Origin of the sequence: Paenibacillus endophyticus (assembly GCF_014192395.1) — a bacterium.
Classification (GTDB): Bacteria; Bacillota; Bacilli; order Paenibacillales; family Paenibacillaceae; genus Pristimantibacillus; species Pristimantibacillus endophyticus.
In genome coordinates this window covers 24623-48710 of the sequence record NZ_JACHXW010000025.1, presented here as the reverse complement: position 1 = coordinate 48710, position 24088 = coordinate 24623, and the positions used below count along the sequence as shown (strand labels likewise).

At 47.6% G+C, this 24088-nt stretch carries 17 protein-coding genes; 12 read left to right on the top strand and 5 right to left on the bottom strand.

Annotation, left to right across the window (positions count from 1 at the left end):
- Positions 1-805 precede the first annotated feature (805 nt).
- The 4 genes from FHS16_RS27310 to FHS16_RS27290 all read left to right on the top strand — a co-directional run bounded on the left by FHS16_RS27310 (position 806) and on the right by FHS16_RS27290 (position 6608).
- On the top strand, positions 806-1840 hold the full coding sequence (locus tag FHS16_RS27310) for a ParA family protein (protein ID WP_183570202.1): 1035 nt from the start codon (positions 806-808) through the stop codon (positions 1838-1840).
- A complete protein-coding gene (locus FHS16_RS27305; RefSeq protein WP_183570191.1) occupies positions 1837-2745 on the top strand; it encodes an SIR2 family protein in 909 nt (302 codons plus the stop codon). The genes FHS16_RS27310 and FHS16_RS27305 overlap by 4 nt, the downstream gene beginning before the upstream one ends.
- Positions 2746-3638: 893 nt before the next feature.
- Entirely contained in the window at positions 3639-4559 is a 921-nt protein-coding gene (locus FHS16_RS27300) for an ETEC_3214 domain-containing protein (protein WP_183570189.1), read from the top strand.
- 765 nt (positions 4560-5324) lie between these two features.
- Entirely contained in the window at positions 5325-6608 is a 1284-nt protein-coding gene (locus tag FHS16_RS27290) for a stalk domain-containing protein (protein ID WP_221226490.1), read from the top strand.
- 263 nt (positions 6609-6871) lie between these two features.
- Here FHS16_RS27290 and FHS16_RS27285 read toward each other — a convergent pair whose 3' ends face one another.
- Together FHS16_RS27285 and FHS16_RS27280 are read right to left on the bottom strand one after the other, a co-directional pair.
- On the bottom strand, positions 6872-8860 hold the full coding sequence (locus FHS16_RS27285; protein ID WP_183570185.1) for an AraC family transcriptional regulator: 1989 nt from the start codon (positions 8858-8860) through the stop codon (positions 6872-6874).
- A gap of 231 nt (positions 8861-9091) precedes the next feature.
- Complete coding sequence (locus FHS16_RS27280) at positions 9092-10276, bottom strand: acyltransferase (protein WP_183570183.1); 1185 nt, start codon at positions 10274-10276, stop codon at positions 9092-9094.
- A gap of 426 nt (positions 10277-10702) precedes the next feature.
- Between FHS16_RS27280 and FHS16_RS27275 the strand changes: the two genes are divergently transcribed.
- Complete coding sequence (locus FHS16_RS27275) at positions 10703-11647, top strand: EamA family transporter (protein WP_183570181.1); 945 nt, start codon at positions 10703-10705, stop codon at positions 11645-11647.
- 274 nt (positions 11648-11921) lie between these two features.
- Here FHS16_RS27275 and FHS16_RS27270 read toward each other — a convergent pair whose 3' ends face one another.
- From FHS16_RS27270 to FHS16_RS27260, 3 genes are all read right to left on the bottom strand, one after another.
- Positions 11922-12095, bottom strand: a complete 174-nt coding sequence (locus tag FHS16_RS27270) for a hypothetical protein (protein WP_183570315.1) — start codon at positions 12093-12095, stop codon at positions 11922-11924.
- A 54-nt stretch (positions 12096-12149) separates the two neighbouring features.
- Positions 12150-12311, bottom strand: coding sequence for a hypothetical protein (locus tag FHS16_RS27265; protein WP_183570179.1), 162 nt, complete (start codon positions 12309-12311; stop codon positions 12150-12152).
- Positions 12312-13055: 744 nt separating this feature from the next.
- Positions 13056-13916: a helix-turn-helix domain-containing protein gene (locus FHS16_RS27260; RefSeq protein ID WP_312891102.1), complete on the bottom strand. Its 861-nt coding sequence runs from the start codon at positions 13914-13916 to the stop codon at positions 13056-13058.
- Between the two features lie 334 nt (positions 13917-14250).
- Between FHS16_RS27260 and FHS16_RS27255 the strand changes: the two genes are divergently transcribed.
- From FHS16_RS27255 to FHS16_RS27225, 7 genes are all read left to right on the top strand, one after another.
- Positions 14251-15081, top strand: a complete 831-nt coding sequence (locus tag FHS16_RS27255; protein WP_183570177.1) for an amidohydrolase family protein — start codon at positions 14251-14253, stop codon at positions 15079-15081.
- Positions 15078-16574 carry a tagaturonate reductase gene (locus FHS16_RS27250; RefSeq protein ID WP_183570175.1) on the top strand — a complete coding sequence of 499 codons (1497 nt, stop codon included), beginning with the start codon at positions 15078-15080 and terminating at the stop codon, positions 16572-16574. Before FHS16_RS27255 ends, FHS16_RS27250 begins: the two co-directional genes overlap by 4 nt.
- The gene (locus tag FHS16_RS27245) at positions 16567-18096 is read left to right on the top strand and encodes a UxaA family hydrolase (protein WP_183570173.1); all 1530 of its coding nucleotides are present in this window, start codon (positions 16567-16569) and stop codon (positions 18094-18096) included. Before FHS16_RS27250 ends, FHS16_RS27245 begins: the two co-directional genes overlap by 8 nt.
- 42 nt (positions 18097-18138) lie before the next feature.
- On the top strand, positions 18139-19083 hold the full coding sequence (locus tag FHS16_RS27240; RefSeq protein ID WP_183570171.1) for an aldo/keto reductase: 945 nt from the start codon (positions 18139-18141) through the stop codon (positions 19081-19083).
- A 15-nt stretch (positions 19084-19098) separates the two neighbouring features.
- A complete protein-coding gene (locus tag FHS16_RS27235) occupies positions 19099-20112 on the top strand; it encodes a zinc-binding alcohol dehydrogenase family protein (protein ID WP_183570169.1) in 1014 nt (337 codons plus the stop codon).
- 234 nt (positions 20113-20346) lie between these two features.
- Positions 20347-22209 carry an ABC transporter ATP-binding protein gene (locus FHS16_RS27230; protein ID WP_183570167.1) on the top strand — a complete coding sequence of 621 codons (1863 nt, stop codon included), beginning with the start codon at positions 20347-20349 and terminating at the stop codon, positions 22207-22209.
- Complete coding sequence (locus FHS16_RS27225) at positions 22196-23905, top strand: ABC transporter ATP-binding protein (RefSeq protein ID WP_183570165.1); 1710 nt, start codon at positions 22196-22198, stop codon at positions 23903-23905. The genes FHS16_RS27230 and FHS16_RS27225 overlap by 14 nt, the downstream gene beginning before the upstream one ends.
- Positions 23906-24088 lie beyond the last annotated feature (183 nt).

Genomic DNA, 24088 nt, shown 5'->3' with positions numbered 1-24088 from the left:
TGTGGGAGCTGTATTTTCTATTTTCCTGTTGGTGGTTTGGGTCGGGCTTAGTTTTTTGGCTCTGTCTCTGGTAGGTCGGCGGCTCCGGCGCTCCGCGCAACTCGTCCACTCTAGGTTGTAACCTTCTGCGCCGCCTACATCTCTCGCTCTCTGAACCAATGGTGCTAGCGTACAAAACATTCTGAGTTTGGTGGCGGCGACCTTGGAGCTAGGGTTTTCCTCTCTCAGCTGCGTACATATAATGAAGCAACACGTAAAAAGCAAGCGTATCACTCTCGATCATGTATCTATTAACACCACTATGTGCCTTGCTTGAAACCATTTTCATACGACAGATGACAGCTAGAGTGATTGGGGTTCGGATAGCGGGAATCCGGTTGCGGTGGGGGACGAGGAAGGACGGAAATGTGTATAGTAGAATGCGGGTTTCAATAAAGAGCACAGCTAGAGGGTTGCCCCTGCTCTGTATTTTTTATGTCCATAAATCAACACGAAGTCGACAGTCGGGTTCAGAAAGTGGTTGCATTGTGATCACATAGAGAGTGTTCGCATACTTTTTTTTAGCGTCACAATTCAAATGTTCCTCGAACAAAATTATGAATTGAATCAACAATTGAAAATTGATTGAGGCAAATCAACGAAAAGTCAACATACAGCGTTGAAAATCAATCGCACTGAACCTTACCACAAGTAACGGCAAGTTTTTTGTAGCTAAAGATTTAATGACAATGGTATGATATGGATTATTGTTTCTAATTACTAGTTTAAATTCCAACTATATTGGTAATAGGGATGGGGAATAACTGTGGCAACCAGTTTATGTTTTTTTAACAATAAGGGTGGTGTTGGTAAAACAACATTAACATGTAACATTGCTTCATATCTAGCTACTGTACACCACAAAAGGGTTCTCATAGTTGATACAGACCCGCAATGTAATGCAACGCAATATATCATGTCATTTGATGAGACCGAGGATCTTTTTGGATCTAAGTCAGATAACACAGTGCTTGATGTAATACTTCCCTTGGAAGAAGGAAACGCAAATATCAATTTTAAAGTTGTTCCAGTTAAACAAGAATTTAATAGATTTAATGTTGATCTGTTACCTGGTCATCCTAAAATCGCGCTTTTTGAAGATAAATTTAGTAGAGCATGGCTTGATCTTAACAATGACATCGGTGCATTAAGAACGACAAATTGGTGTTATCAATTAAACTCGCACTTTTCAGATGATTATGACATTATTATATATGATGTAGGTCCAAGTTTAGGTGCGTTAAATAGAACTATTCTACTCGGTTGTGATTACTTTGTAAGTCCAATGGGATGCGATACTTTTAGTATTATGGGAATTAATAATATTTCTGATTGGTTAAGGGATTGGCATGCATTATACGCAGCAAATTTAGGATTCATAAAAGAAAGAAAACCTGAATTAGTTGAGAAGTATGGAACCGATCTAGTGAATAGCATTAATTCACAATCTAAATTTATTGGATATACAATCCAACAATACATTGTCACTAGAAGTTCGGGTAGTAGGGCAAGACCTACAAAAGCATTTGAAAAGATTTTAGAAAAAATTCCAGGCGAAGTATCCGAAAATTTAAACAGATTTACACCAGAAAAATTAGATAAAAATAAACTGCGATTAGGTGATGTACCCCATCTTTATAGTCTGGTTCCCCTTTCGCAATCAGCTAATACACCTATTTTTCTTTTAGAAGGTAAGGATGGCTTAGTTGGTTCACAGTATGCACAATTAAATAATTACAAAGAAATGATAGATTCAATTACTCATAACCTACTTGAAAATATTAAGGAGTCGGGTTCATGAGCACAAAGATAGAAGTTTCTGAAGTTATCGAACCGGTAGTAGAAAAAGAAATCATAAGATGGCCTTCGTCACTTGTAACCGAGTTGGCAGAGCGGCGATGTATTATTGTTCTTGGTTCAGGAGTGTCAGCATCATCGAAGAGTAGCGTTGGAAAAAGCCCAAAAGATTGGGATGGATTCTTACGCGAAGGCATAAAAAGAATGAACAATGAAGATGCGAAAGTTGTAGCAATCGAAATGTGTGATAAGAAAAACTATTTGGATGCTGCTCAAATAATGAAGGATCACATTAACCTTGGTGATTATGATGATTTCTTTCAAGAGGAATTTAACCCCAGGGATATTTACCTACCTTCTGAGGTACATAAAACAATCATGCTACTAGACCCTAAAATTGTCGTTACAACGAATTATGACAAAATTTATGATAATTTATGCATGCAACAACCTTCTTACAATGTGTTAAAGTATTATGATAACAACATTATAGACGATATTCGATCTAGAAAAAGGTTGGTCTTAAAAGCACATGGATGTGTCAGTAACACTAAACAAACAATATTAACTAGAGGAGATTACTTTGAAGCTAGAGATCAGTATTCTTCCTTTTATCGTGTTTTAGATTCATTGTTTTTAGTTAATACAATTCTTTTTATTGGGAATGGATTATCTGATCCCGACATAAATCTTTTGTTAGAGAATGCTAATATTGCTGCAAAATGTAGTAGACCACACTATATTGTTTCTGGTAATAATTGGAATATATCAGTTAAAAAAGCAATTAAATCAACCTATAATTTAGAGTTTCTAGAATACCCAGCAGGACAATATGAATTAATCCCGGAAGCATTAAATGATCTATTGAGTTTAGTATTAGAACATCGTAATGAGAATGGACTACAATAATTAAGTGGCGACCCTCTATAATTATAGAGGGTCATTTTTTGAGTGATAAAAACTTGCCGTTACAGACAACGCGGAGAACCGTATCACAAGTGATGTTAAAGAATGATGGGGGTTAGTCTTCGAGTGCTGTACCCAATGATCGCCATAGGCTAGTAAAAGCCGTTCCCTTGGCGCAGTCCAAAGGTCCAGCCCATTGCTGTAAGCTCTTTCGGGTAGAATCCGACAGCTGGAGTGATTGGAGTTCCGATAGCGGGAATCCGGTTGCCACTGGCGGCGAAGAGAACCGATAAGACGGATAACAGTATGTAAGTTGAAGAACATCGCTCATGCAACGATGTACTTTTTTTCGTTGAGCTCAGGGGCTCCGGAGTCAACACTGCGTATTAAAAACATTTTTAGAAACAGTGAACCGAGCGTTTGTTTGTATGAATCGATAGGTCATACAACGACAAGTTAGCCTATCCAGTCAGCTCATTCTCTTGCGAGGATACTGTTACTGCATATTTACGTATTGAGTTTTTTTGAGTTAGTGATGAAAGCAGACTTGAAAATGAGTCAATACGATGAAAAAAGTGAAAGATAAAACCAACGATATATCAACGAATCTCGTTTTGTCGTACAAAAGATCGAGAAACGGGCTTTTATTGGAATTATTGATGTGTTATATTGGAAGGTATTTACTTTTTACTAGGTTGAATGATGTTGAAAGAAGATATAGTTAAAGGAAGACCAGTCAAATGATTCAGTAATAGGTCAACATAGATAATAATACTTTTTATTAACCTATGTCAGGGGTTATCGATAAGGGATTATAAAATTTTCATCTGTAATTTTATCATTTGATATGAAAGTCGGGATTTTTTTGAGGTGGAAAAATGAGGAGTAAAATAACTTTGTTATTAATTAAAATATATAATTTTTTTCAAAGAAAATCTGAAAAGAGTAAACAAATATTTGAATTGGTTGCGGCTTTAGTTACAATCGGCGGGTGGATTATTATAGCCTTTACTTTTGGAAAAGACTTGTTACCCGGAACCGAATTAAAAGCATTCTCCCAGAAAGTGAGTGATTTGCGATTAGGGCAAAACTATACATTCATAGAAAAAAAGTTGGGTGTACCTACTGTATTAGAAGAGATAAAATATAAAACAATTAGTGCTAAAGAAGAACAAGGCTCTGTTGCTACATACTATTCTAATGATTATATAGTATTGACATACTTTGACAATAACAAATCTCTATTTGGGTATACTGTTATATCTGATAGCAAGTACTTTATACCAAAAATTCCAGGCACAATAAATATGGCGAAGGATGAACAGCAACGGCTAAAAAACCTACCATTTAAAAAAGTTACCCCTTTTAATCACATCTTCAAAGACTGGGAGCCGTCTCTAACTCATCAATATATTTTGGCAAGAAGTGGACTTGACATGGCGAGATATTACGTTGAAGTTTATAGTATGTTGAATGATGGATACTTAGGGGTTGCTGTAACGGATATTAATAGGGAATCTAAATCCATGGATAAAGTTTTTAAAGGCTTGAGTGAAATTACAAACCCAGAAGCAAGTAATATGTTTTACCAGCAATATAGTGACTATTTCGATTTTGTTTATTTTCAAATGAGCTTCTCTGAAAAAGCAGATGAAGTTCAGGGTGAAATCTATGAAATAACTCAAATTGACAATGAAGAAATAAATTCTTACTTTTTATTTTCAAAAATTTCCGAAGTGAATACGGATGATTTTTTGAAAAAAAACCTTGAACATGATTATTTTATAAGCAAGCAAAAAATGATTCAACTAAAATAATCATTAGTAATGATGATCACAGATGATACGCGCTTTATTTCTTGTGTATTCTTTATTAAATTGGCTTGTTGAGCGGCTCTTTTGTTGATAGTAATTGTCTGACGTTCTCTTTCGCTGGTCGGCGGCTTGAAGCTTCGCAAGTTCCGCTCATGTTGGGGCTGGACCGCCATGCGCCACCTACGCCTCTCGCTCTCCGAACCAATGACTCTGGCGTACTAAAAGCTGAGCTTTTCGGTTGCGCGGCGAAAACAACGTCCATGATCGTCATCATCAACGGCACAATGAAACCAAGGAATCTCGTTGCTCTGTACATGCCAAATTCCCGCCTTGGAACCACTTCCAGCGCATAACCGACAGCTGGAGCGAATGGAGTTCTGACCCTCAGAACCCTGCAGCGACTGGTGACGAAGAGAAGGCTTAAACGGCATAGTTGTATATGACTTGGAGTACACCGCTCATGTGGCGGTGTACTTCTTTGCGCTGTGCTCAGGGACGTCAAAGTCAACAAGGAGTCAACACTTGCTCTCTAAAAGTAATTTCATAAAACTCCGTCCTGCATTCTTGTTTGTTCGATTCATCATGTATCAAACAAACTCTTGCATCTCTATGTTCCCCCTGCATTTACACATATAAGGCTGCTCAATCCCTCCTTTCGTTATAATTATATTCTGTCGATTTATGACAAAAACTAGGGAAAAAACGGTATAGCTGTGGTACAATTTTTCATGTGTATTAATAGCTTTTATATTCGAAAGGGGAATTGTTTTGCTAAAAAAGAAATGGTTAAGCACTGTAGCTATCTCATTATTAGCCTTGATGATGATCTCTGTACAATATGTGCAGGCAGCTGGAATATCGTTGATCGTGAATGGAAGTTCAATAGAACAGAAGGTCCCTCCTGTCGTGAAGAATGGGAAAGTTCTTATTTCCGTTAAATATGCTGCGGATATTTTTGGCTCCAAGTATCGTTGGGACGATCAAACCAAAACATTGACGCTGTCTGATGTCGAGTTTATCGTGTCATTCGTCCTTGGACGCGCTTCTGCAATAGTTACCACCAGTACGGAGACAACGGAGGTAGCATTAGAGCAATCGGCACAGTTAGTCAATGGGAGCTTGATGGTTCCGGCTCGCTTTCTAGTGGAGTTATATGGAGGCAAGGTGGTGTGGAACCAGAAGCTTCAAACATTACATATTACAATGGATGAAGCAGTGGCGCCTGCTCTGCCTGGAGCTAAAGGCGACCAAGGTGATAAAGGAGCTAAAGGGGAAACTGGTTCAACGGGAGCTACAGGTGCGACTGGAGCAGCAGGAGCCAAGGGAGATAAAGGCGATCCAGGCGCGGCAGGCCCAACGGGAGCAGCAGGAGCCAAGGGAGATAAAGGCGATCCAGGCGCGGCAGGCCCAGCGGGAGCAGCAGGCACCAAGGGAGATAAAGGCGATCCAGGCGCAGCAGGCCCAGCGGGAGCAGCAGGAGCCAAGGGAGATAAAGGCGATCCAGGCGCAGCAGGCCCAATAGGACCAATAGGCCCAGCAGGCGATAAGGGAGATAAAGGTGATCCAGGTGCAACTGGACCAACAGGGGCTTCATATACATCTGAAGGGTTTTCAGCTTCGGGTGTAACCACTGCAAGTAGTAGTACAAAGTTTACTAGTTGGAGTGTGGCATCCCCATATTATTCGAGTCCTACGTTTAATTCTACTACAGGGATATTTACAGCGCCTGAGACTGGCAAGTATGCCATACATGCAACTATTAACTATAAGACAGCTGCTGCGGTTAGCGTAAGCTTGCGGGATACTGTAAATCCTATTTTCACTGTAAAGAAAAATGCCAGCTCAAATTTAATAAAAGGTAACTTGCCTATCTTACACGTTAATATACCTTTAGTCTTGACTTTGAGAGCCCTACTCGAAAGTGCAACGGTGACACTATCTGGCGATGTTGAGCTGCAAGCAGGCGATCAAGTTGAGTTATATTATGAAGATAACGGTTTAACCCTAACTCTAACAACAGATACGGTATGGTCGATTCATCGGTTGTCTTAATATAAGGCTGTACGAGGAGAGGTTGAGCCTCTCGTAATAGAAACACCTCTTAACAAAAATAGAGCCAGACTATTCTCTTAGGGAGAATGTCTGGCTCTATTTCTCAGATATGCGTTCTCCGCCGATTGTAGAAAAGCTCAATATATTCGAATACAGCTTTTTTGGCCTCGGCTAGCTTTCTGGTCAGGTGGTAGATGATTCTTTGTGATTTGCGGCGATCCGATCTTAGATGAACCGCCCACAAACCGCATGTCTACTGAATTTCACTCCGTTTTTGTTAAGCTGTCTACGACAAATGCAAGCTGGGCTTCCAACGAAATCGGGTCACTTAACACGAAGCCGCGGCTGTTCTCGCGATAAACATGATTATTTTTGACAGCCGGAAGACTATCCCAGATACTGCCTTCAAAAACCGGAGCCGCATTCTCAACGCCCGTCCACCCGCTAATAAAAATATAATCTCCCGCGTATTCCGGCAACAGCTCAAGCGATAGCTTGGCCCAGCCCTGGCCGCTGTCGATGGCTTCCTTCTGAATAATCGGAGGTGCCTTCAGACCGAACTCGCCATAAATAATGTCTCCGCCTCTGCCAAAGCTGCCGTAGGCATAAAATTCCTTGGCACTTCCCGAATCGAAGATCGAAACGGTGCGATCACCTACCGCTTGCTCCACGATTGGTTTGTACTCGGCAATTTTAGCGTCCCACTCAGCAATCCATGCCTTCGCCTGATCTTCTCTACCTGTCATCTTGCCGAAATCCATCAATTGCTCCCGCAGAGGTATTCCGTATTCAACAGCGACGGTCGGCGCGATCTTGGACAGCTTCTCGATTGTTTCAGGGTCGTTCCAGACTACAATTAAATCCGGCTGCAGCTCCATTATTTTCTCGTACGGAACATCGTTGCCGATGTTGACAACGTCGTCCAGCTTACCTTCTGTATAGCCGTTGAAGGACTCGTCACCGGTCCCGACAGGCTTTAGGCCAAGCGCTAGCAAATGTCCCGTGAAGGCTCCTGCCACCATGACGATCCTTTGCGGGTTTTTGGGGATTTGCACCTCACCGTTAACAGCGGAATAGGTGACCATCTCCGAGCTGCCGGTTTTATTTCCGATTGCTGCGTTGCTGGAATTGCCGGCACTGTTCTCTGCGCCTACAGTCGGGCTTTGCGTAGTGCCAGTGCCAGTCCCGGCATTCGTGTTTGCGGGTCCGGAGCATGCGCTAAGCAATAGAGTTAAGCACAGCAATATCGTAATGCCTGCAGGTAATTTGCTTCTATACATCAGTAAATCTCCTTTTTCGCCATATTGATAATGATTATCATTTCTAATATCAATATAACGACGAAGTCTGCGCGGAACAATGGATGATCCAAGCCTAATGATAGGACGATAAGAGCCTCTCGCTGCAGGTACGGACTCATCCTTGAATTGCTTTGGTGTTACTCCGGTATGCTTTTTGAACATTCTGATGAAATAGGATACGTCTGCATATCCGACACTTGTTGCGATCTCTTGCAGAGTTAAATCGGTCTGTTGCAGCAGCGCTCCTGCTTTGTCCATCCTAATGCGGATTAAGTAATCGATTATACTTGCGCCAGTTTCGCGCCGGAAATGCTTGGAAAGATAGGGTACGCTGTAGTGGAATGTGTGCGCGAGCGATTCGCGGGTCAGCGGCTCGGCATAGTGCTCCTGCATAAAGCGAATAAGCTGAGCGGCAAGGTTAGGCTTAACGATGCTGACCTGCTGCTGATCCATTTGCCGAAGCAGCTCATATACAAATTGATAGAATAGTGTTTTGACATGGAGCCGCCCCAAACGTCCCTGTTCCAGCCATTCCCCCAGCATTCGCTCAGCCAGTTCGTAGAGGATGGCAGGGTGGAGCGGAATAAAACCGTACTGGAGGCAGAATGGCAATTGTCGATCCGTATGCCGTAGGGGATGCTGCTCGCCAAATAGAGGTAAGGAGGCTTTATAGAAAATCAGGTAATAATGAAAGGATTCACCCGTTAGGATAATGTCTAGGCTGGTGCCCTTGCCCCCATGAAGCATATAGAAACGCTTAGCAGCATGCTCGTTTCCATCCATAATGATGGTTGCACTGCCATGCGTTACGTACAAAAAGGCGCTGGCAGGGAACAGGTACGGGAGCACGCGCTCGCCGGCCTGTATGCGCATATGTCGTACATCCATGATTTTGAGCGCTGCATCATTCCAGACCAGTATGTGCTCTTGTACATCCACAGTTGCTTTCAATGGCGAGTTGTCTTCCTTCCGTGGGCTGCTGAAGCCAGCCTTTTATGTGGTGAGGTTATTATAATAATATTACCTGACGCTTGCAAAATAATTGTTACTGAGAACCATGGGCTAGCAAAAACACCTCCAAGTTGAACGATTATTTTACAATCGTATTATCAACTTAAAGGTGTCTTATTCTGTCTCACGGAGTGGGGCCACTTGTCTTCGTGATAGCGACGTTTTTTTGGTTTAGGCTTCGATGCCTGGTTGTACGGAAGCGCTGGTCTTCTTCTTGCGGGTCGGAAGCGGACCGAACAACAGCCAATGCCATTTGATCGGAGCGCTAAGCGAAACGATTGCCCATGGAATAAGAAGTGCGGCGAGGAAGCCGCCAACCACCCAGGCATGGTAGAGAATTGGATCGCCTACGGAGCTCGTATTGCGGTACAGATTCAAGATAAAGGGATGAACTAAATAGATGCCAAAGGACGTTGCGCCTATATGGATAAGGGCGCGGACAACGGCTTTGTTCCATGCTGCGTATGCCCAAAAGGAGACCTGCAGCAGCAGGATGCCTGCCGTAATGCAGCGAACCTCATCGATAATCTCTAATAAATCGGTATTAATAACGGCTGTTTTATAGAGTCTATTCTCGTAATGAAAGTAGAAGAGAAGCATGCTTGATGCAAGGAAAAGCAGCCACATCCCAATCGCTGCTGCTATTTTGCGAGGGTTCGCCGCATGCTTTGCAAGGTTGATCCACGGCGCCAGCTTCATATAATAAATGCCGATGAACGCGCCAGCCGTGAAGTAAAGCATATAGGTGAAGCAATAGCTGCCGGGGCTTTTGACTCCCCACTCGCCTGCCAGCTTATAAACAAACAACCACTGCACGAGCATCCCGATCCAGATGATATGCTTGCCGAGAAATGGGAATTTCTTGACCGCATACAGGAGAAGCGGGGAAATCGCATAAAACTGAATAATGATAATGACGAAATAAAGATGCGTATACGTTTTCCCGGACAGCAGCATGTTAAGAAACTTGGTCGTCGTGAAGTAGCCGATAAAGGTTTGCACGTCTACAAATCCGAATTGCATGAATCGCGTATAGGCAAAGTAAAAGATTGAAAACAGTAAAAAGGGCATTAAAATTTTGGACATTCTTTTTTTGTAAAACTGTCCGATTGTTCCAGCAGTGAAGGGTTTGTCATAGTAGTTGTAAAACAACACGAAGCCGCTTAAAAAAACGAAAACAGGAACCGCGAATTTGGCGGCGGTGTTCAAAAAAACATAAAGCGGATAAAGCGCGGCTTGGTGATCGTAGGAGGCTACGACCGATGAAGTAGCATGAATCATAATAACCGCCAAAATGCCGAATGCTCTTACGAGATCGAGCTCGGGTATGTACGGTCTTTTTGCAGCTTGTGCCATTGAAATCCCCTTATTCGCTATGTAATGATAACGGTTGCTAGAAACGCGGAACAGTCTCTAACGCTATTATAAGGTCCATGCTATATTCAGCCAATATATTTATTTTTTGCTATATAAGTTGAACATAGAAAATGAAGGTTAAGCGAAGCGAGAAGATCGTTCTGGAGAAAGAAATGTTCGCCTTTGCAGCCGGATTCCCACCTTTAAATGTCTAATGAAATCGAAGAATCTGGCTGCAACAGCGATCGTAAGTATGATCTAATCGCACAGCGCCCCAAACGCAAATTTCTGGTTCAACTTATATAGCTTAATTGAGGTGATTGCCTCTGAATAGATACAGACAAATGCAGCTCCGCTTGATATGATAAGTCCTATTATGTTTATCAGCCATATAGGCTTGATCTTAGAGAGGGGAGATTCGTTCGCATGTGGCTAACTTATTCGGTGTTCGCCGCCCTTTGTTTTGGCTTGCGCGGCATTCTCTATCATTGGACCAGCCAAAAACCGATAAATCGCAATCTATTGCTATGCGGCACGTTCAGCATGGGTGCTATTGTAAATGGAATTTGTGCGCTTGTGTTCTCTTCGCATTGGACGATTGCGGCGCTTATCGGCATACAAATGGGGCTATTCTCGTTTGGAGCCAACGCAAGCATGTTCAAGGGCTTTGCAGTCGGGAAAGCATCGTTAGTCGCGATATTGACGGCGCTTCCGTCTGTCGTTGTCGTCATCGTTGCATTCGGATTGTGGCAGGAGAAGCTTCATGCGATGCAGCTGATCGCTTTTGTTGTAATCATCGGAGGCGTGCTCCTAGTGCGTCTATCGAATGATATTTCCCTGCGCAATCTGCAAGGAGCGCAGTGGGGGCTGTTAGCCATGCTGCTGTTTGCTGCCAATGATCTGTCAGGGAAATGGTCGACGCTGATGGAAGCGGATTTGTTTCCAACCATGTTTTTTATGTTTATAACGGGCGCGACTTGTTTCGGGCTATGGTGGCTGCGGGACCTTCAGAGCGAACGCGGAAAGCGCGCGCTTGCGCTGAGCGATTCGGGCAATCATGTACAGGAGGTAGCCGTTTCTTCGCAGCGTACTTCAGAAGGCCGGGCAGTGGAACCAGCGCTATGGACGGCAAAGCGAACATTTGCAGTTGGGCTGGCTGTCGGAACGACGAATGCGGTTGGCATGATGCTGATCGTTACGGCATTCGACCTCGGCAAAGCTGGACTTGTATCGGCCGTTACGGCACTGAATGTGCTGATCGTCTTGCTGTACACGCGTTTTGTCGTGAAGGAGCGTTTCACGCCACTTGAGATAACAGGTATTTCGCTTGCATTTGCCGGCATATTGCTCATGAGGCTGTTTGGGGCATAGGCTGTCCGAGCAGCATGGGCGATAGGTTGAATGATCAACAAAAAAGGACTCGCCGGAAGGTCAATGACCTCATGGCGAGTCCTTTTTGTTCATATATAAGAATTTAGATGTCTCACATATAAATGTGCTTTTCTATCTCCGCGAAACGACTGCTTTTGCCACAGAGGACGGCGACAGCCGTTTACGCTTGTGATAGAAATCAAGTATGAACAGTAGGAGGACACTAGGACTGGAAAAACTCTGTCGCATGGGCGGGCCGGGCGAATGCTTCAGATTATTGCTGGCCGGGACGAACGCGAACGACACCGATGTCGGATGCATTGATTGCGAATGCATTGCCGCCTTGATTGATGGAGGCGTTAGCGCCTTGTTTCACATTGACGAAGGTTTTGCCATTGTCTTTTTTGACGGAGTTGCCATGTTTGTAATATTTGTTTTTGAATGACATGTTCTCACCTCCCTTCAAGCGAAGCGATGGCGGTTGCCTCTTGCACGGCTGCTTTTATTTGCGTTTTTGATTTTTGAAAATTTGCACGGTAGCTGCGTTGCTTGCCAGTACATTGCCCTGCTGGGCGCTTGCTTCTGCGGTTTGATAAATATTAATAATGAGGTAATTGTTTTTACCGACGCGGTATTTGATTGTTTTGACGCTTGAGCGGACCATTGCATTCCCTCCCTGCCAGCAGCTTTATCTTTGCTTGATAAGTTGAACTAAACATTTACGTTTTGGTCGCTTCGCTAAATCTTCATTTTTTTTAAAATATAGGAAAGGATATCCTTCGCCATACTTTGTCTATATTTCTCGGGATGAAACGCGCTGGAGCCGCCAAAGGACGGCGATAGCCGTTTCACCTTAGTTCAAGGTATATCGTTTAATGAGAAGCTGCCTAGCCTGCACTTTGTACAATAGAAACCTCACATGAGAGCTGTTTCGGATGGCTACATTGTAATTATGCAGTAGAATGAGCTCCAAACTAACGAATATCGCCTTAGAATAGGCCATCTATTGCACAAAGTACAGTGTACGTATCGAGTTAGGCAAATAACGTCGATTACGTTGTACAAACTGCAGCGTAGCCTCGTCCGATAGCGCTATTTCCTAAACGAACTACCTCAACTATATAAGCTGAACCACAGAACTCGGCGATGTCCTTGACTGATTTTCCCATAAGATGTACATAGCTTGATATAGTTCATACCTGCGGCGTTCTTTTGTTTATTTCATAGCTTGTGTCACTTCATTTCGTGATGTTTAGTTTTCCAACTTGCTCGAATTATTTTTTTTCTTATTCGACATGCAGGTCGTTATTTCTTTACCATAGGTTTCTAAAACTTTAGTTCAACTTATATTGATAGTTTATGAGAGAATCGGACAACTTGCATCCGCGAATGATAACCGTCAAATCTATCAATTTTCGCTTCTTTTGTAATGGGAGGGGGTCATGCCCGTTAGTTTCTTGAACATGCGGTGAAAATGCGGAAGGCTCTCGAAGCCGCATTGCTCGGCTATCTCGGCGACGTTGACGTCGCTCTCCGTGAGCAGCTCCTTGGCGCGGATTATTCGTTTGGTCGTGACGTATTCGGTTACATTCATGCCTGTCAGCTTCTTGAAGACGCGGGAGAAATGAGCTGGTGTAACAGCCGCGCGCTTGGCCAGCTGGGCGAGTCCGAGAGGGCTGCCGGGATGGCTGTCGATGTAGGTAAGAATGGCCGTCATCCAGCCTGGTGCAGATGAGGAAGCCGCCGGGCCTTGTATGGAAGGCAGAGTACGGCCAAGCAGCAGTAAAATGTGCTGTAGGTTAAGATGCACGGCTTGTCGGTACCCTGGCAGCTTGCCCGTCTCCTCTTTATGAATGTTTTCCATAAGCGAAACGATCGTCTGCCGATCAATATCGGCTTCCTCCGATAAGCGGTAGCGCTTTTGGCGTTTTGCTTGTTCAAAGCAGCGCAAATAAGAAAAGGAGTCGCCAAGCGGCGCGGTGTGCACGAGCGAAGCGTTAAAAAACAGCGCGGTAGACGTTTTTGGCTCGTCCGGGTCCGGGAAGGAACGGTGGATGGTATTGCCGGGAATGAGGAAGATGTCGCCTGCCACCGCATCATAGAAGGTTTGATCGACAAAGAAGGTGCCTTTGCCGCTATAAATGTAAACAAGCTCGTACCAATCGTGGAAATGGTCGGGCAGCTCGTTTTGCGCGCTCTTGGTATCCCGATAGACGCATTCGAAGGGGAACGGCGTCATGGCGTCAAACCTTTTGCGATATGGATTCACAGGATCACCCACTCTTTTCGTATTTGTCAGCTTGATTGTAGCAAATATCAAAAAAGAGTACAAATATGCGATAATTGCATATTTAATACCTCTAAATTGTTTTTTATAATAGGAAGAAGATAATCTGCTATATAAGTTGAACTAATAAATGAAGTGTAAGCGAAGCGAGAAGAACGTTCTGGAGAAACGAAGTGTTCGCCTTTGCAGGTGGAGTCTTACCTTTAAATGTCTTAGGAAATCCAGGAATCTGGCTGCAACAGCGATCATAAGAATGATCTACTCGCGCAGCGCCCCAATACTTTAGTTCAAAGGACATAGAAATGAGGCGGAATAGATGAGATTGGATGCGCATCAGCATTATTGGAGCATAGAACGCGGGGATTACGGCTGGATTACGCCGGAGCTGCCAGTGCTGTACAGAGACTTTTTGCCCCAGCATTTGGAGCCACTTTTAAACAAGCATCAGTTGGACGGATCGATTGTCGTACAAGCGGCGGCGACGCTAGCGGAGACGGATTATTTGCTTTCCCTAAGTGAATCGGAGCCTACCATTCTTGGCGTTGTAGCATGGCTGGATTTAACCGACCCGGATTATAGAAAGCATTATGAACGTTTCGCTGAGCACCCGAAGTTCGTTGGCTTTCGTTTGATGATTCAGAGTATGACGGACGCGAATGAAATCCTATCACCGGCCTATGTGGAAGCGCTCACTTTTTTTGCAGAGCAGGGGGTGCCTGTCGATTTGCTGGTCGTGTCCCATCAGTTGGAGCCTCTCGTTAAACTGCTGGATCAAGTGCCGGGGTTGCATGGGGTCATCGACCATATCGCCAAGCCGAGAATTAAAGAAGGAATCATGGAGCCGTGGAAAACGCAGATGGCGCAGCTCGCTGCGCATCCCGGCCTCTATTGCAAGTTGTCCGGCATGGTAACCGAGGCTGACCACGAGAATTGGAAGCCCGAAGCTTTCAAGCCGTATATCGAGCATGTGCTGGATGTATTCGGAACGGACAGGGTGATGTATGGCAGCGATTGGCCGGTCAGCTTGCTTGCTGCAAGCTATGACGAGGTGGTCGAGGTGCTTGAGCAGGCGATACCTGACAGCTGGACGCCAGCAGAACGAGCTCGGCTGTTCGGACTAAACGCGAAGGAGTTTTACCGACTATGAGGACCTTGCAGCAGGATGTGCTAAACGGGGAAGAAGCGCGGTTGTACGAAGCATCAAAGCAAGCGAAGATAACAGTGCTGCAGATTGGCGAGGGCAACTTTTTACGCGGTTTTTTTGATTGGATGATTCAACAATGCAAGAAACAAGGCTTGTATGAGGGAAGCATCGCGGTTACGCAGCCTCGTCCGGGAGGGAAACCGAAAATCGATGCGCTGGCAGGCCAAGACGGATTGTATACGCTTGTCATACGCGGGTTGGAAAACGGACAAAGCGTGGAGCGTACTGAGGTGATTTCCGTTTTCGGGAGCGTATTCGATCCGTACTCGGAGTGGGACCGTTATCTCGCTTTGGGCGAGAGCGAAGATTTGCAGGTTATCGTATCGAATACGACAGAAGCAGGACTCGCCTATCGGGAGGAAGCGACGGTGGAAGGACAGCCGGTGCAATCTTTTCCAGGCAAGCTGACGCAGCTGCTCTACCGGAGATTTGTTCATTTCGGCGGAGATCCAGGGCGCGGCTTGATATGCTTGCCGTGCGAGCTGCTGGAGAGAAACGGCGACGAGCTTCGCAGCTGCGTGCTGCGCTATAGCGATGATTTTGGCTATCCCGAAGCTTTCAAGGAATGGGTGACGCTGCATAACCGATTTTTGAATTCGCTGGTGGACCGCATTGTGACGGGCTATCCGGAGCAGGCGCAAGCAGAGGCTTGGTTTAGCGAATGGGAGTATTCGGATGCGATGCTGACGACGGCTGAGCCTTATCACTTATGGGCAATTGAAGGGGAATCGGAGCTTGAAGCCGTGCTGCCATTGCAGAAAGCGGGGCTGAACGTACACTGGGTCGAGGATCTACAGCCGTTCCAGCTGCGCAAGGTTCGTATTCTGAATGGCGCGCATACGCTTATGACGCCGCTCGGCTTGCTTCATGATATCGAACAGGTACGGGATGCAATGGAGCATCGGATGCTTGGCGGTATGGTGCGTCACACGGTAGAAGCGGAAATTATTCCGTCGCTGGTCGGCATGGGCGAAGAAGAGCTGAAGGCATATGCGGGAGATGTTTATGAGCGTTTTTTGAATCCGTTTATCCGCCACAGGCTTGCTGATATTGCGATGAACAGCTTGAGCAAATTTAAAGTACGGCTGCTGCCTTCTTTGCTTTATTATATGGGCGGCGATAAGGTGCCGAGCGGCCTTGCTGCGGGTATGGCCGGATTATTGCGCTATTACAAGGTGCAGCATGCGGACACGGGCTTCGAAGGCCGCACGTTGAGCGGCGCTTCATATACGGTGCGGGACGATGCTGCCCTGCTGGAAATCGTTGCAGGCGTCTGGGCAGAGGCAGGGAAGCAGAGCTGGCCGCAGGAGCGGATAACATTGGAGCTGCTTGGTTTAAAAAGCGTCTGGGGGCGTGATTTGGCTGCCGAATGGCCAGCCCTGGCGGATGCAGTCGGCATAGAACTTAAGGAAATGGAGCGTCGCGCCAATGAATAGCTGGGTTCGATTACACGAGCAGGATCATGTCGTCATTGCGCTTCAGCCTTTTGCCAAAGGGGATAAGCTGACGCTGGAGAACGGAGCGGAGCTCGAGCTGCTGGAAGAGGTGCCGAAGGGCCATAAGGTGCTGACGGCGGCAGTCCGCACGGGCGAGCATGTGCTCAAGTTCGGCTACTCGATCGGGGTGGCGAAGGAGGATATCAAGCCTGGCAGCTGGGTGCATACGCATAATATGGGTACGGGCTTGAAGGGTGTTCTTGATTACAAATATGAGCAGATTGCGATAGAGCAAGGCGATATTGCGGGCGGAGCCAGCGGGAAGACAGGGTCAGCGTCTGCGGATGCAGAACGCACCTTCCAAGGCTTTGTACGCGAGAGCGGCGATGTCGGGATCCGCAATGAGATATGGATCATTAACACGGTCGGCTGCATTAACAAGACTTGCGAAATCGTGGCGCGTAAAGCACATGCGCTTTATGAAGGACGCGTAGAGGGCGTTTACCATTTCGCGCATCCGTTCGGCTGCTCGCAGCTAGGCGATGATCTGGTGCACACGCAGAAGCTGCTTGCTTCGCTGGTGAATCACCCGAATGCGGCGGGCGTGCTCGTCATCGGCCTCGGCTGCGAGAACAATCAAATCGATGCGTTCAAGCAGGCGATCGGCGAGCATAGCCCGGAGCGTGTGAAGTTCCTTAAGTCGCAGGAGGCAGAGGATGAGATTGAGGAGGCGCTGGAGCTTGTTGAGCAGCTTGTCCTGTATGCGGAGCGCTTCAAGCGCGAGCCGGTTCCGGTATCGAAGCTGAAGCTTGGCCTTAAATGCGGCGGCTCTGACGGATTGTCCGGCATAACGGCCAATCCGCTTGTAGGCGCGGTATCCGATCGCTTGATCGAAGCAGGAGGTACGGCGATTCTTACTGAGGTACCGGAAATGTTCGGCGCGGAGAAGATCCTGATGGACCGGGCGGCGGATGAGCAGGTTTTTGACAAAATCGTTCACCTGATCAATGATTTCAAGCAGTATTTCATTAAACATGACCAGGAAATCTATGAGAATCCGTCTCCGGGCAACAAGGCAGGCGGGATTAGCACGCTTGAGGAGAAATCGCTAGGCTGTACGCAGAAGGGCGGCCATGCAATCGTGCAGGACGTGGTGCCTTACGGCGAGCGCATAACGAGCAGCGGACTGAATCTGCTGGAAGCGCCGGGCAACGACTTAGTCTCGGTAACGGCTTTATCCGCGGGAGGAGCGCATATCGTGCTGTTCACGACAGGCAGAGGCACACCGTTCGGCGGTCCGGTGCCGACGGTGAAGATTGCGACGAACAGCGAGCTTGCCGGAAGGAAAAAGAACTGGATCGATTTCAATGCGGGGCAGCTGCTTGAGGACAAGAGCATGGAGATGCTGACCGATGAGCTGTGGGAGCAGCTGATCAGTCTCGCCTCTGGCGAGATCCAGACGAATAACGAGCGCAACGGCTTCAAGGAAATCGCGATCTTTAAGGATGGCGTTATTTTGTAAAGGTAATAGGATTACATTTCCCGCAATGAGGAGTAGATGCTTATGAACTATCGGAAGCTTGGAAAGACGGGGCTGGAGGTATCGGCGCTTAGCTTTGGCGCTTCATCGCTCGGTTCCGTATTTAGAGAGACGGATGATGCCGAGAGCGTACGAACGGTGCATGCAGCCATCGATATGGGCATTAATTTAATCGACGTCTCGCCCTATTACGGGCTGACCAAGGCGGAGTCAGTGTTAGGCAAGGCGATAGCGGAAATATCACGGGATCGCTTTATCTTGAGTACGAAGGCAGGGCGTTACGGCGCGGAGGAGTTCGACTTCTCCGAGCAGCGTATTATTCGAAGCGTTGATGAAAGCTTGCAGCGTCTAAACACCGATTATATTGATATTTTGTTTTTGCATGATATGGAGTTCGTACCGTTCGAGCAGGCAGCGGAGGGGGCGTTCCTTGCGCTTGATAAGCTGAAGCAGTCCGGCAAGATTCGTTTCAAAGGCGTTTCAGGCCTTCCGCTGTCGGTATTCGAGAAGTCGCTGGCTTACACGGAGCTGGATGCGGTGCTTTCCTACTGCCACTATTCGCTTAATGACACGTCCTTGCTGGACATATTGCCGCTGCTGGAGCAAAAGCAGGTCGGACTAGTCAGCGCCTCGCCGCTGTCGATGGGTTTGCTCGGCAATCGAGCGCTTGCAGACTGGCATCCCGCAGGGGATGAAATTCGCGCTGCATGCAAGCAGGCCGTTGACTACTGCGCGGCTCAAGGCGCGGACATCACGAAGCTAGCCGTACAATTTGCCACGGCAAACGAAAGCATACCGACGACGCTGGTAAGTACGGCTAATCCGGACAATATCCGCAAAAATATCGAATGGACGGATGAGCCGATCGATGAAGCGCTGCTGTCCGAAGTACTTGCCATTCTAGAGCCGGTACGCAACCGAAGCTGGATTAGCGGGCTGCAAGAATACAATACGAGTGTGTACGTATAAAGGGAGAGCTGCCAGTTGAAAGCCATTGTATGTGAACAAATCGACCAGCTTAAGCTGGTGGAGCAGAAAGAGCCGGAACTGCTGCCCGGAACGGCTCTCGTTCGGATTCGGCGCATCGGTATTTGCGGCACCGATCTCCATGCCTATAAGGGAAACCAGCCCTTCTTCTCTTATCCCCGGGTGCTTGGCCATGAGCTTGCCGGAACTGTAGAGCAGGCAGATAATGCGCAGGATGCCGTCAAGGCAGGCGACCAGGTCAGCATCATTCCTTACATGCACTGCGGAGAATGCATCGCATGCCGTTATGGGAAAACGAACTGCTGCACGGATATGAAGGTGCTGGGCGTGCACATTGACGGAGGCATGAGGGAGCAGATTGTGGTTCCGCTGACGCATCTTCTCGTTACGAATGATCTGACGCTTGATCAGACTGCGGTCCTAGAACCGCTTAGCATTGGGGCGCATGCCGTTCGGCGCGCCGAATTACGTGCAGGAGAGACGGTTCTAGTCATTGGGTCAGGCCCGATCGGCCTTGGCGTGATGGCATTTGCGAAGCATCGCGGAGCGCGTGTGATCGCCATGGATATTCAAGATGAGCGGCTCGCGTTCTGCAAACGCTGGGCGAAGGTGGATGAGACCGTGAACGCGCTGCAGGGAGCGAAGGAGCGGCTTGCCGAATTAACGGATGGCGAGTATCCAACCGTTGTGTTCGATGCAACCGGCAATGCGCGCTCGATGCAGGATGCGTTCGGCTTTGTCGCGCATGGCGGCAAGCTGGTTTACGTGGGACTGGTCAAGGCGGATATTTCCTTCCATGATCCCGAATTCCATAAGCGGGAGATGACGCTGCTTGGCAGCCGCAACGCTACGATTGAGGATTTCGCAGCGGTACAGGAGGCGGTGCGGAGCGGGAGCATCGATGTGGAAAGCTTTATTACCCATCGCGTGCCGTTCACGGAGATGATCAGCGAGTTCGAAAGCTGGTTGAAGCCGGAATCGAAGGTTATTAAAGCAATGGTGGAGCTATAGCTGAAATATGCGATATCGCAACGATTATTGAAAGTCCGATCATGGGGGATAGCAGCCCATGACCGGACTTTCTGCTCGTTCATCGGTCAGATTCCGCAGAGCAGGGGTAGAGAACAATTATAAGCAATTTATGCATTGACAAAGAAGGGCGGGCGGAATTATGATTGGTAGCTGGCTTACAGAAATTAGGATGCGGCATAGTGTTTTTTGAGCAATAACCTAGGGGGGATATCGATGCCAAAAACTGAAAAGCAATCGGAGGCAGCGCGGCAAGCGAACGAGCGTAGCAACCGAACGCGGAAACAGCAGGATAAGCAAAAACAAAAGGCGGAGCTTGACGAGTCCGGGCGTTCTTACGTATGGGCGCTGCGTTTTCTGCTGCCCTACAAGAAGCAAATCGCAGCGCTTGCCGCGTGCGGCACGATGGCGGTCGCAGGTGAGACACTAACGCCCAAAATGATTCAATACATGATTGACCATGTCGTTCCAAATAAGGATAAGTCGTTGTTTTTGATCATATTGGCGGCGCTTACAGCCGTTAATTTACTGATGCTCGTCGCCAAAAATTATCGCAACCTGCTGCAGCGGACGATTGGCGAGCTTGCTTCTCGCGATATGCAGACAGCGATTTTCAAGCATTTGCGGCGGCTTGGCTTCGCGCATTATGAACAGCATCCGGCAGGTGAAACGCTGTCCATGTTCAACTCCGAGGTGGCTTCCGTTCAGAAAATATACCGAAACGTCCTGCCGAGCGTCATCGACAACCTCTTGTTTATTATGGTAGCCATTGTGCTCCTGTTCAGCATTAGCGGCTGGTTATGCCTCATCATGCTGCCGACATTCGGCCTTTATTATTTATTCGGTCCGTATTTCGAGAGGAAGGCAGCTCTGTATGGGAGGCAGTCCGGCCAAGGCCGCATTGACTATAACCAAGCCGTGTATGAGAGTATTTCCGGCTTGCGTGAGTTCCGTGCGTTTGGCTCGCAGCCTTGGTACCATGAGCGGACGCTTGGCAAGCACAAGAACTGGTCGCGTGATTATCTCCTGGCAGCAACGTTTAGCTTTGGACGGGGAAGCTTCCGGCGGTTCACGTTTTATTTGGGAGCAATCGCCCTGTTCATCGCCGGCTACTATTCAGTACAGAATCAATGGATTACGTTAGGGGGATTCATCGCCTTCACGCTCCTGTACATGACGACGATGTTCCGCCTCACGCTGCTCGTCACCCAGCTTACCGAGCAGAAGCTTATTATTCATCAGACGATTCCTTTGTTCCGATTCATGCACAAGCAGATCGATATTGATGACCCGGCTGATCCGGTTACGCTCGCTGAGGTGCGCGGCGGCCTTGTGTTCGAGGATATTTGTTTTCAATATCCGGAGCAGCCTCCCGTTATTAACGGCTTCTCGCTCACGATCCATCCCGGTGAGAAGGTTGCTTTCGTAGGCGCAAGCGGTAACGGCAAGACGACGATGTTCAAAATGATCGGGCGATTCTACGATCCAACATCAGGCGTCATTAAGCTTGACGGCGTGCCGATTAGACAATTGACGCTGGAGCGCCTGCGCGAATCGATCGGCTACGTGTTCCAAGAAACGTACCTGTTCGGGTCATCGGTCAAGGAGAATATCCGTTTCGGCAAACCTGAGGCGAGCGATGAGGAGGTTGTCGCGGCAGCGAAGGCTGCTTATGCGCATGACTTTATCATGCAGCTGCCTGAGGGATACGATACACTTGTCGGAGAGCGCGGCATGAAGCTGTCCGGCGGACAAAAGCAGCGTATAGCGATTGCGCGCATGTTCGTGAAGCAGCCGGCCATTGTGCTGCTCGATGAAGCGACCTCCTCGCTGGACAACGTGAGTGAATATGAGGTGCAGCGCGCTCTTGACGAGATGCTCAAGGGTCGAACGACGATTGCGATCGCGCATCGGCTGTCTACGGTGAAGCATTTTGACCGCATCGTGGTCATTCATAAGGGTCGAGTGGCCGAGGCTGGCAGCTATGAGGAGCTCATTGCACGCCAAGGCTTGCTATATGAGCTTGAAATGGGGCAGTTGGAAGCGACGGAAGGGAGAGCGGTGCATGAAGTATCTTAAAATCTTTTGGTCGAACTCGGTTATGTTAAAGGGTACGTATTTGATGGTGCTGCTCTACCTGGCTCTAGAGTCGGTATCCAACTATACGCTCGTTTATGTGCAAAAAATATTAATCGATGACGTATTTACGAAAGGGCGGTATGAGCTGCTGCCGATCGTAATCGGCGTATTCGCAGCGGCGGGACTTATTTATTCGCTCATGTTTACGATGACAAGCCGCAGCCTCGTCCGCAATGAATTCGCAGTCAGCCGCTCGCTGCTCTCCCGCATGCTCAAACGTCTCGAAGGCGTTCCGATCGAGCGGTTCCAGCAGGAGCGCACGGGCAAATACGTCTATTCCTTCACGCAGGATCTATTCATATCTGCGAGTGTAATGGGCTGGCAAATTCCGCGCGGCATGCAGGAGATATTGAATCTTTGCATTCTAATGGTTATTATCGGGCTTGCCAGTCCCACGCTGCTGCTGCTCATTGTGGGATTATGCGCGATCTATGTGCTGATTGGTTATTATTTCACGCCAAAGCTGAAGGCACAGGCGAAACAAGTAGCCGAGAAGCGAACGGCGCTGCTCATTCAGATCGAGGAGGGGGTAGCATCAACGCGCGAGGTTGTCGCATACCACCGGTTGAAATGGGAGTCGAAGCTGTACAACAAAATGTTCGCCGAATATTTTGATCAAGTCATGGCCGAGGGCAAGCTGGTGAACCGTCAAATCCGGTACAGCGATCCGATGAAATGGGGAATTGGCATTGTGGTGCTCGGTTATTGCGGCATGCAGCTTATTAATGAACAGATGTCGATCGGAACGTTCGTCATTTTGTTCCAGTTCTCGACCCAAATGGCAGATGCATTCTATAATATTTTCCAATTCGTTATGGGTATGTCGTCTCAGCTTGCGAACGTAGATCGCGTGCAGCGGATTCTGGAGCTGGAGCAAGCTGATCCTGGGAAGAGCCGCATGCAAGGGAAGATCGATCAACTATCGTTCGAGCAGGTCGGCTTCCGTTATTCCCCCGAGCTTCCAGAGGTTATTCGAGGCTTCACGGCGGAGCTTCCGATTGGGCAAAAGATCGCGTTCGTAGGCACGAGCGGCGGGGGCAAGTCGACCGTTGCACAGCTGCTGGTGCGATTCTTCGATGTGTCGCTAGGACATTTTAAGCTCAACGAAAAGGATGCGAGTGCTTACAATCGCGATGAATGGGCGCAGCGGGTATCGATCGTGTTTCAAGATCCGTATATGTTCTCGGATACGATCAGGGAAAATGTAATGCTCGGCAGAGACGGCGTATCGGAAGCGGATATGGAAGAGGCTTGCCGCATTGCGCAGATACATGATTTCATACTTGGGCTTCCGGAGGGTTATGCCACCAACGTCGGAGAGCGGGGCATCAAGCTGTCCGGAGGGCAGCGTCAGCGCATTGCCATTGCGCGGGCGATTGTCAACAATCCCGAAATATTGGTGCTGGACGAAGCCACCTCCGCGCTTGATCTGGAGACGGAGCGGCTGCTGCTTGGGGCGCTTGAAGCGAGGCGCGAAGGATTGACGACGATCATGATCGCGCACCGGCTGTCTACGATTGAGAATGCGGACGTGATTTTCGTCATGGATCAAGGAGCCTTGGCGGAGTCGGGCACGCATCAGGAGCTGCTGGCTGAAGGCAGAGTCTATCAGCAGCTGCTTATGGCGCAGCATTAATGAATGAAAAAATAGGTCGCTTTTCGGAATGTTGCCCTCCTTAGCTAAGGAAGGGCTTTTTCTTTTGTTAAGAGGAGGGTGCTATTCCTATATTGTAGATAGTTTTTCCTTATTTTATTATTCAGAACATGCATTCGCTGACAAACAGCTGTCTACCTGAAGTTTTAGAATGGAATAATAGTA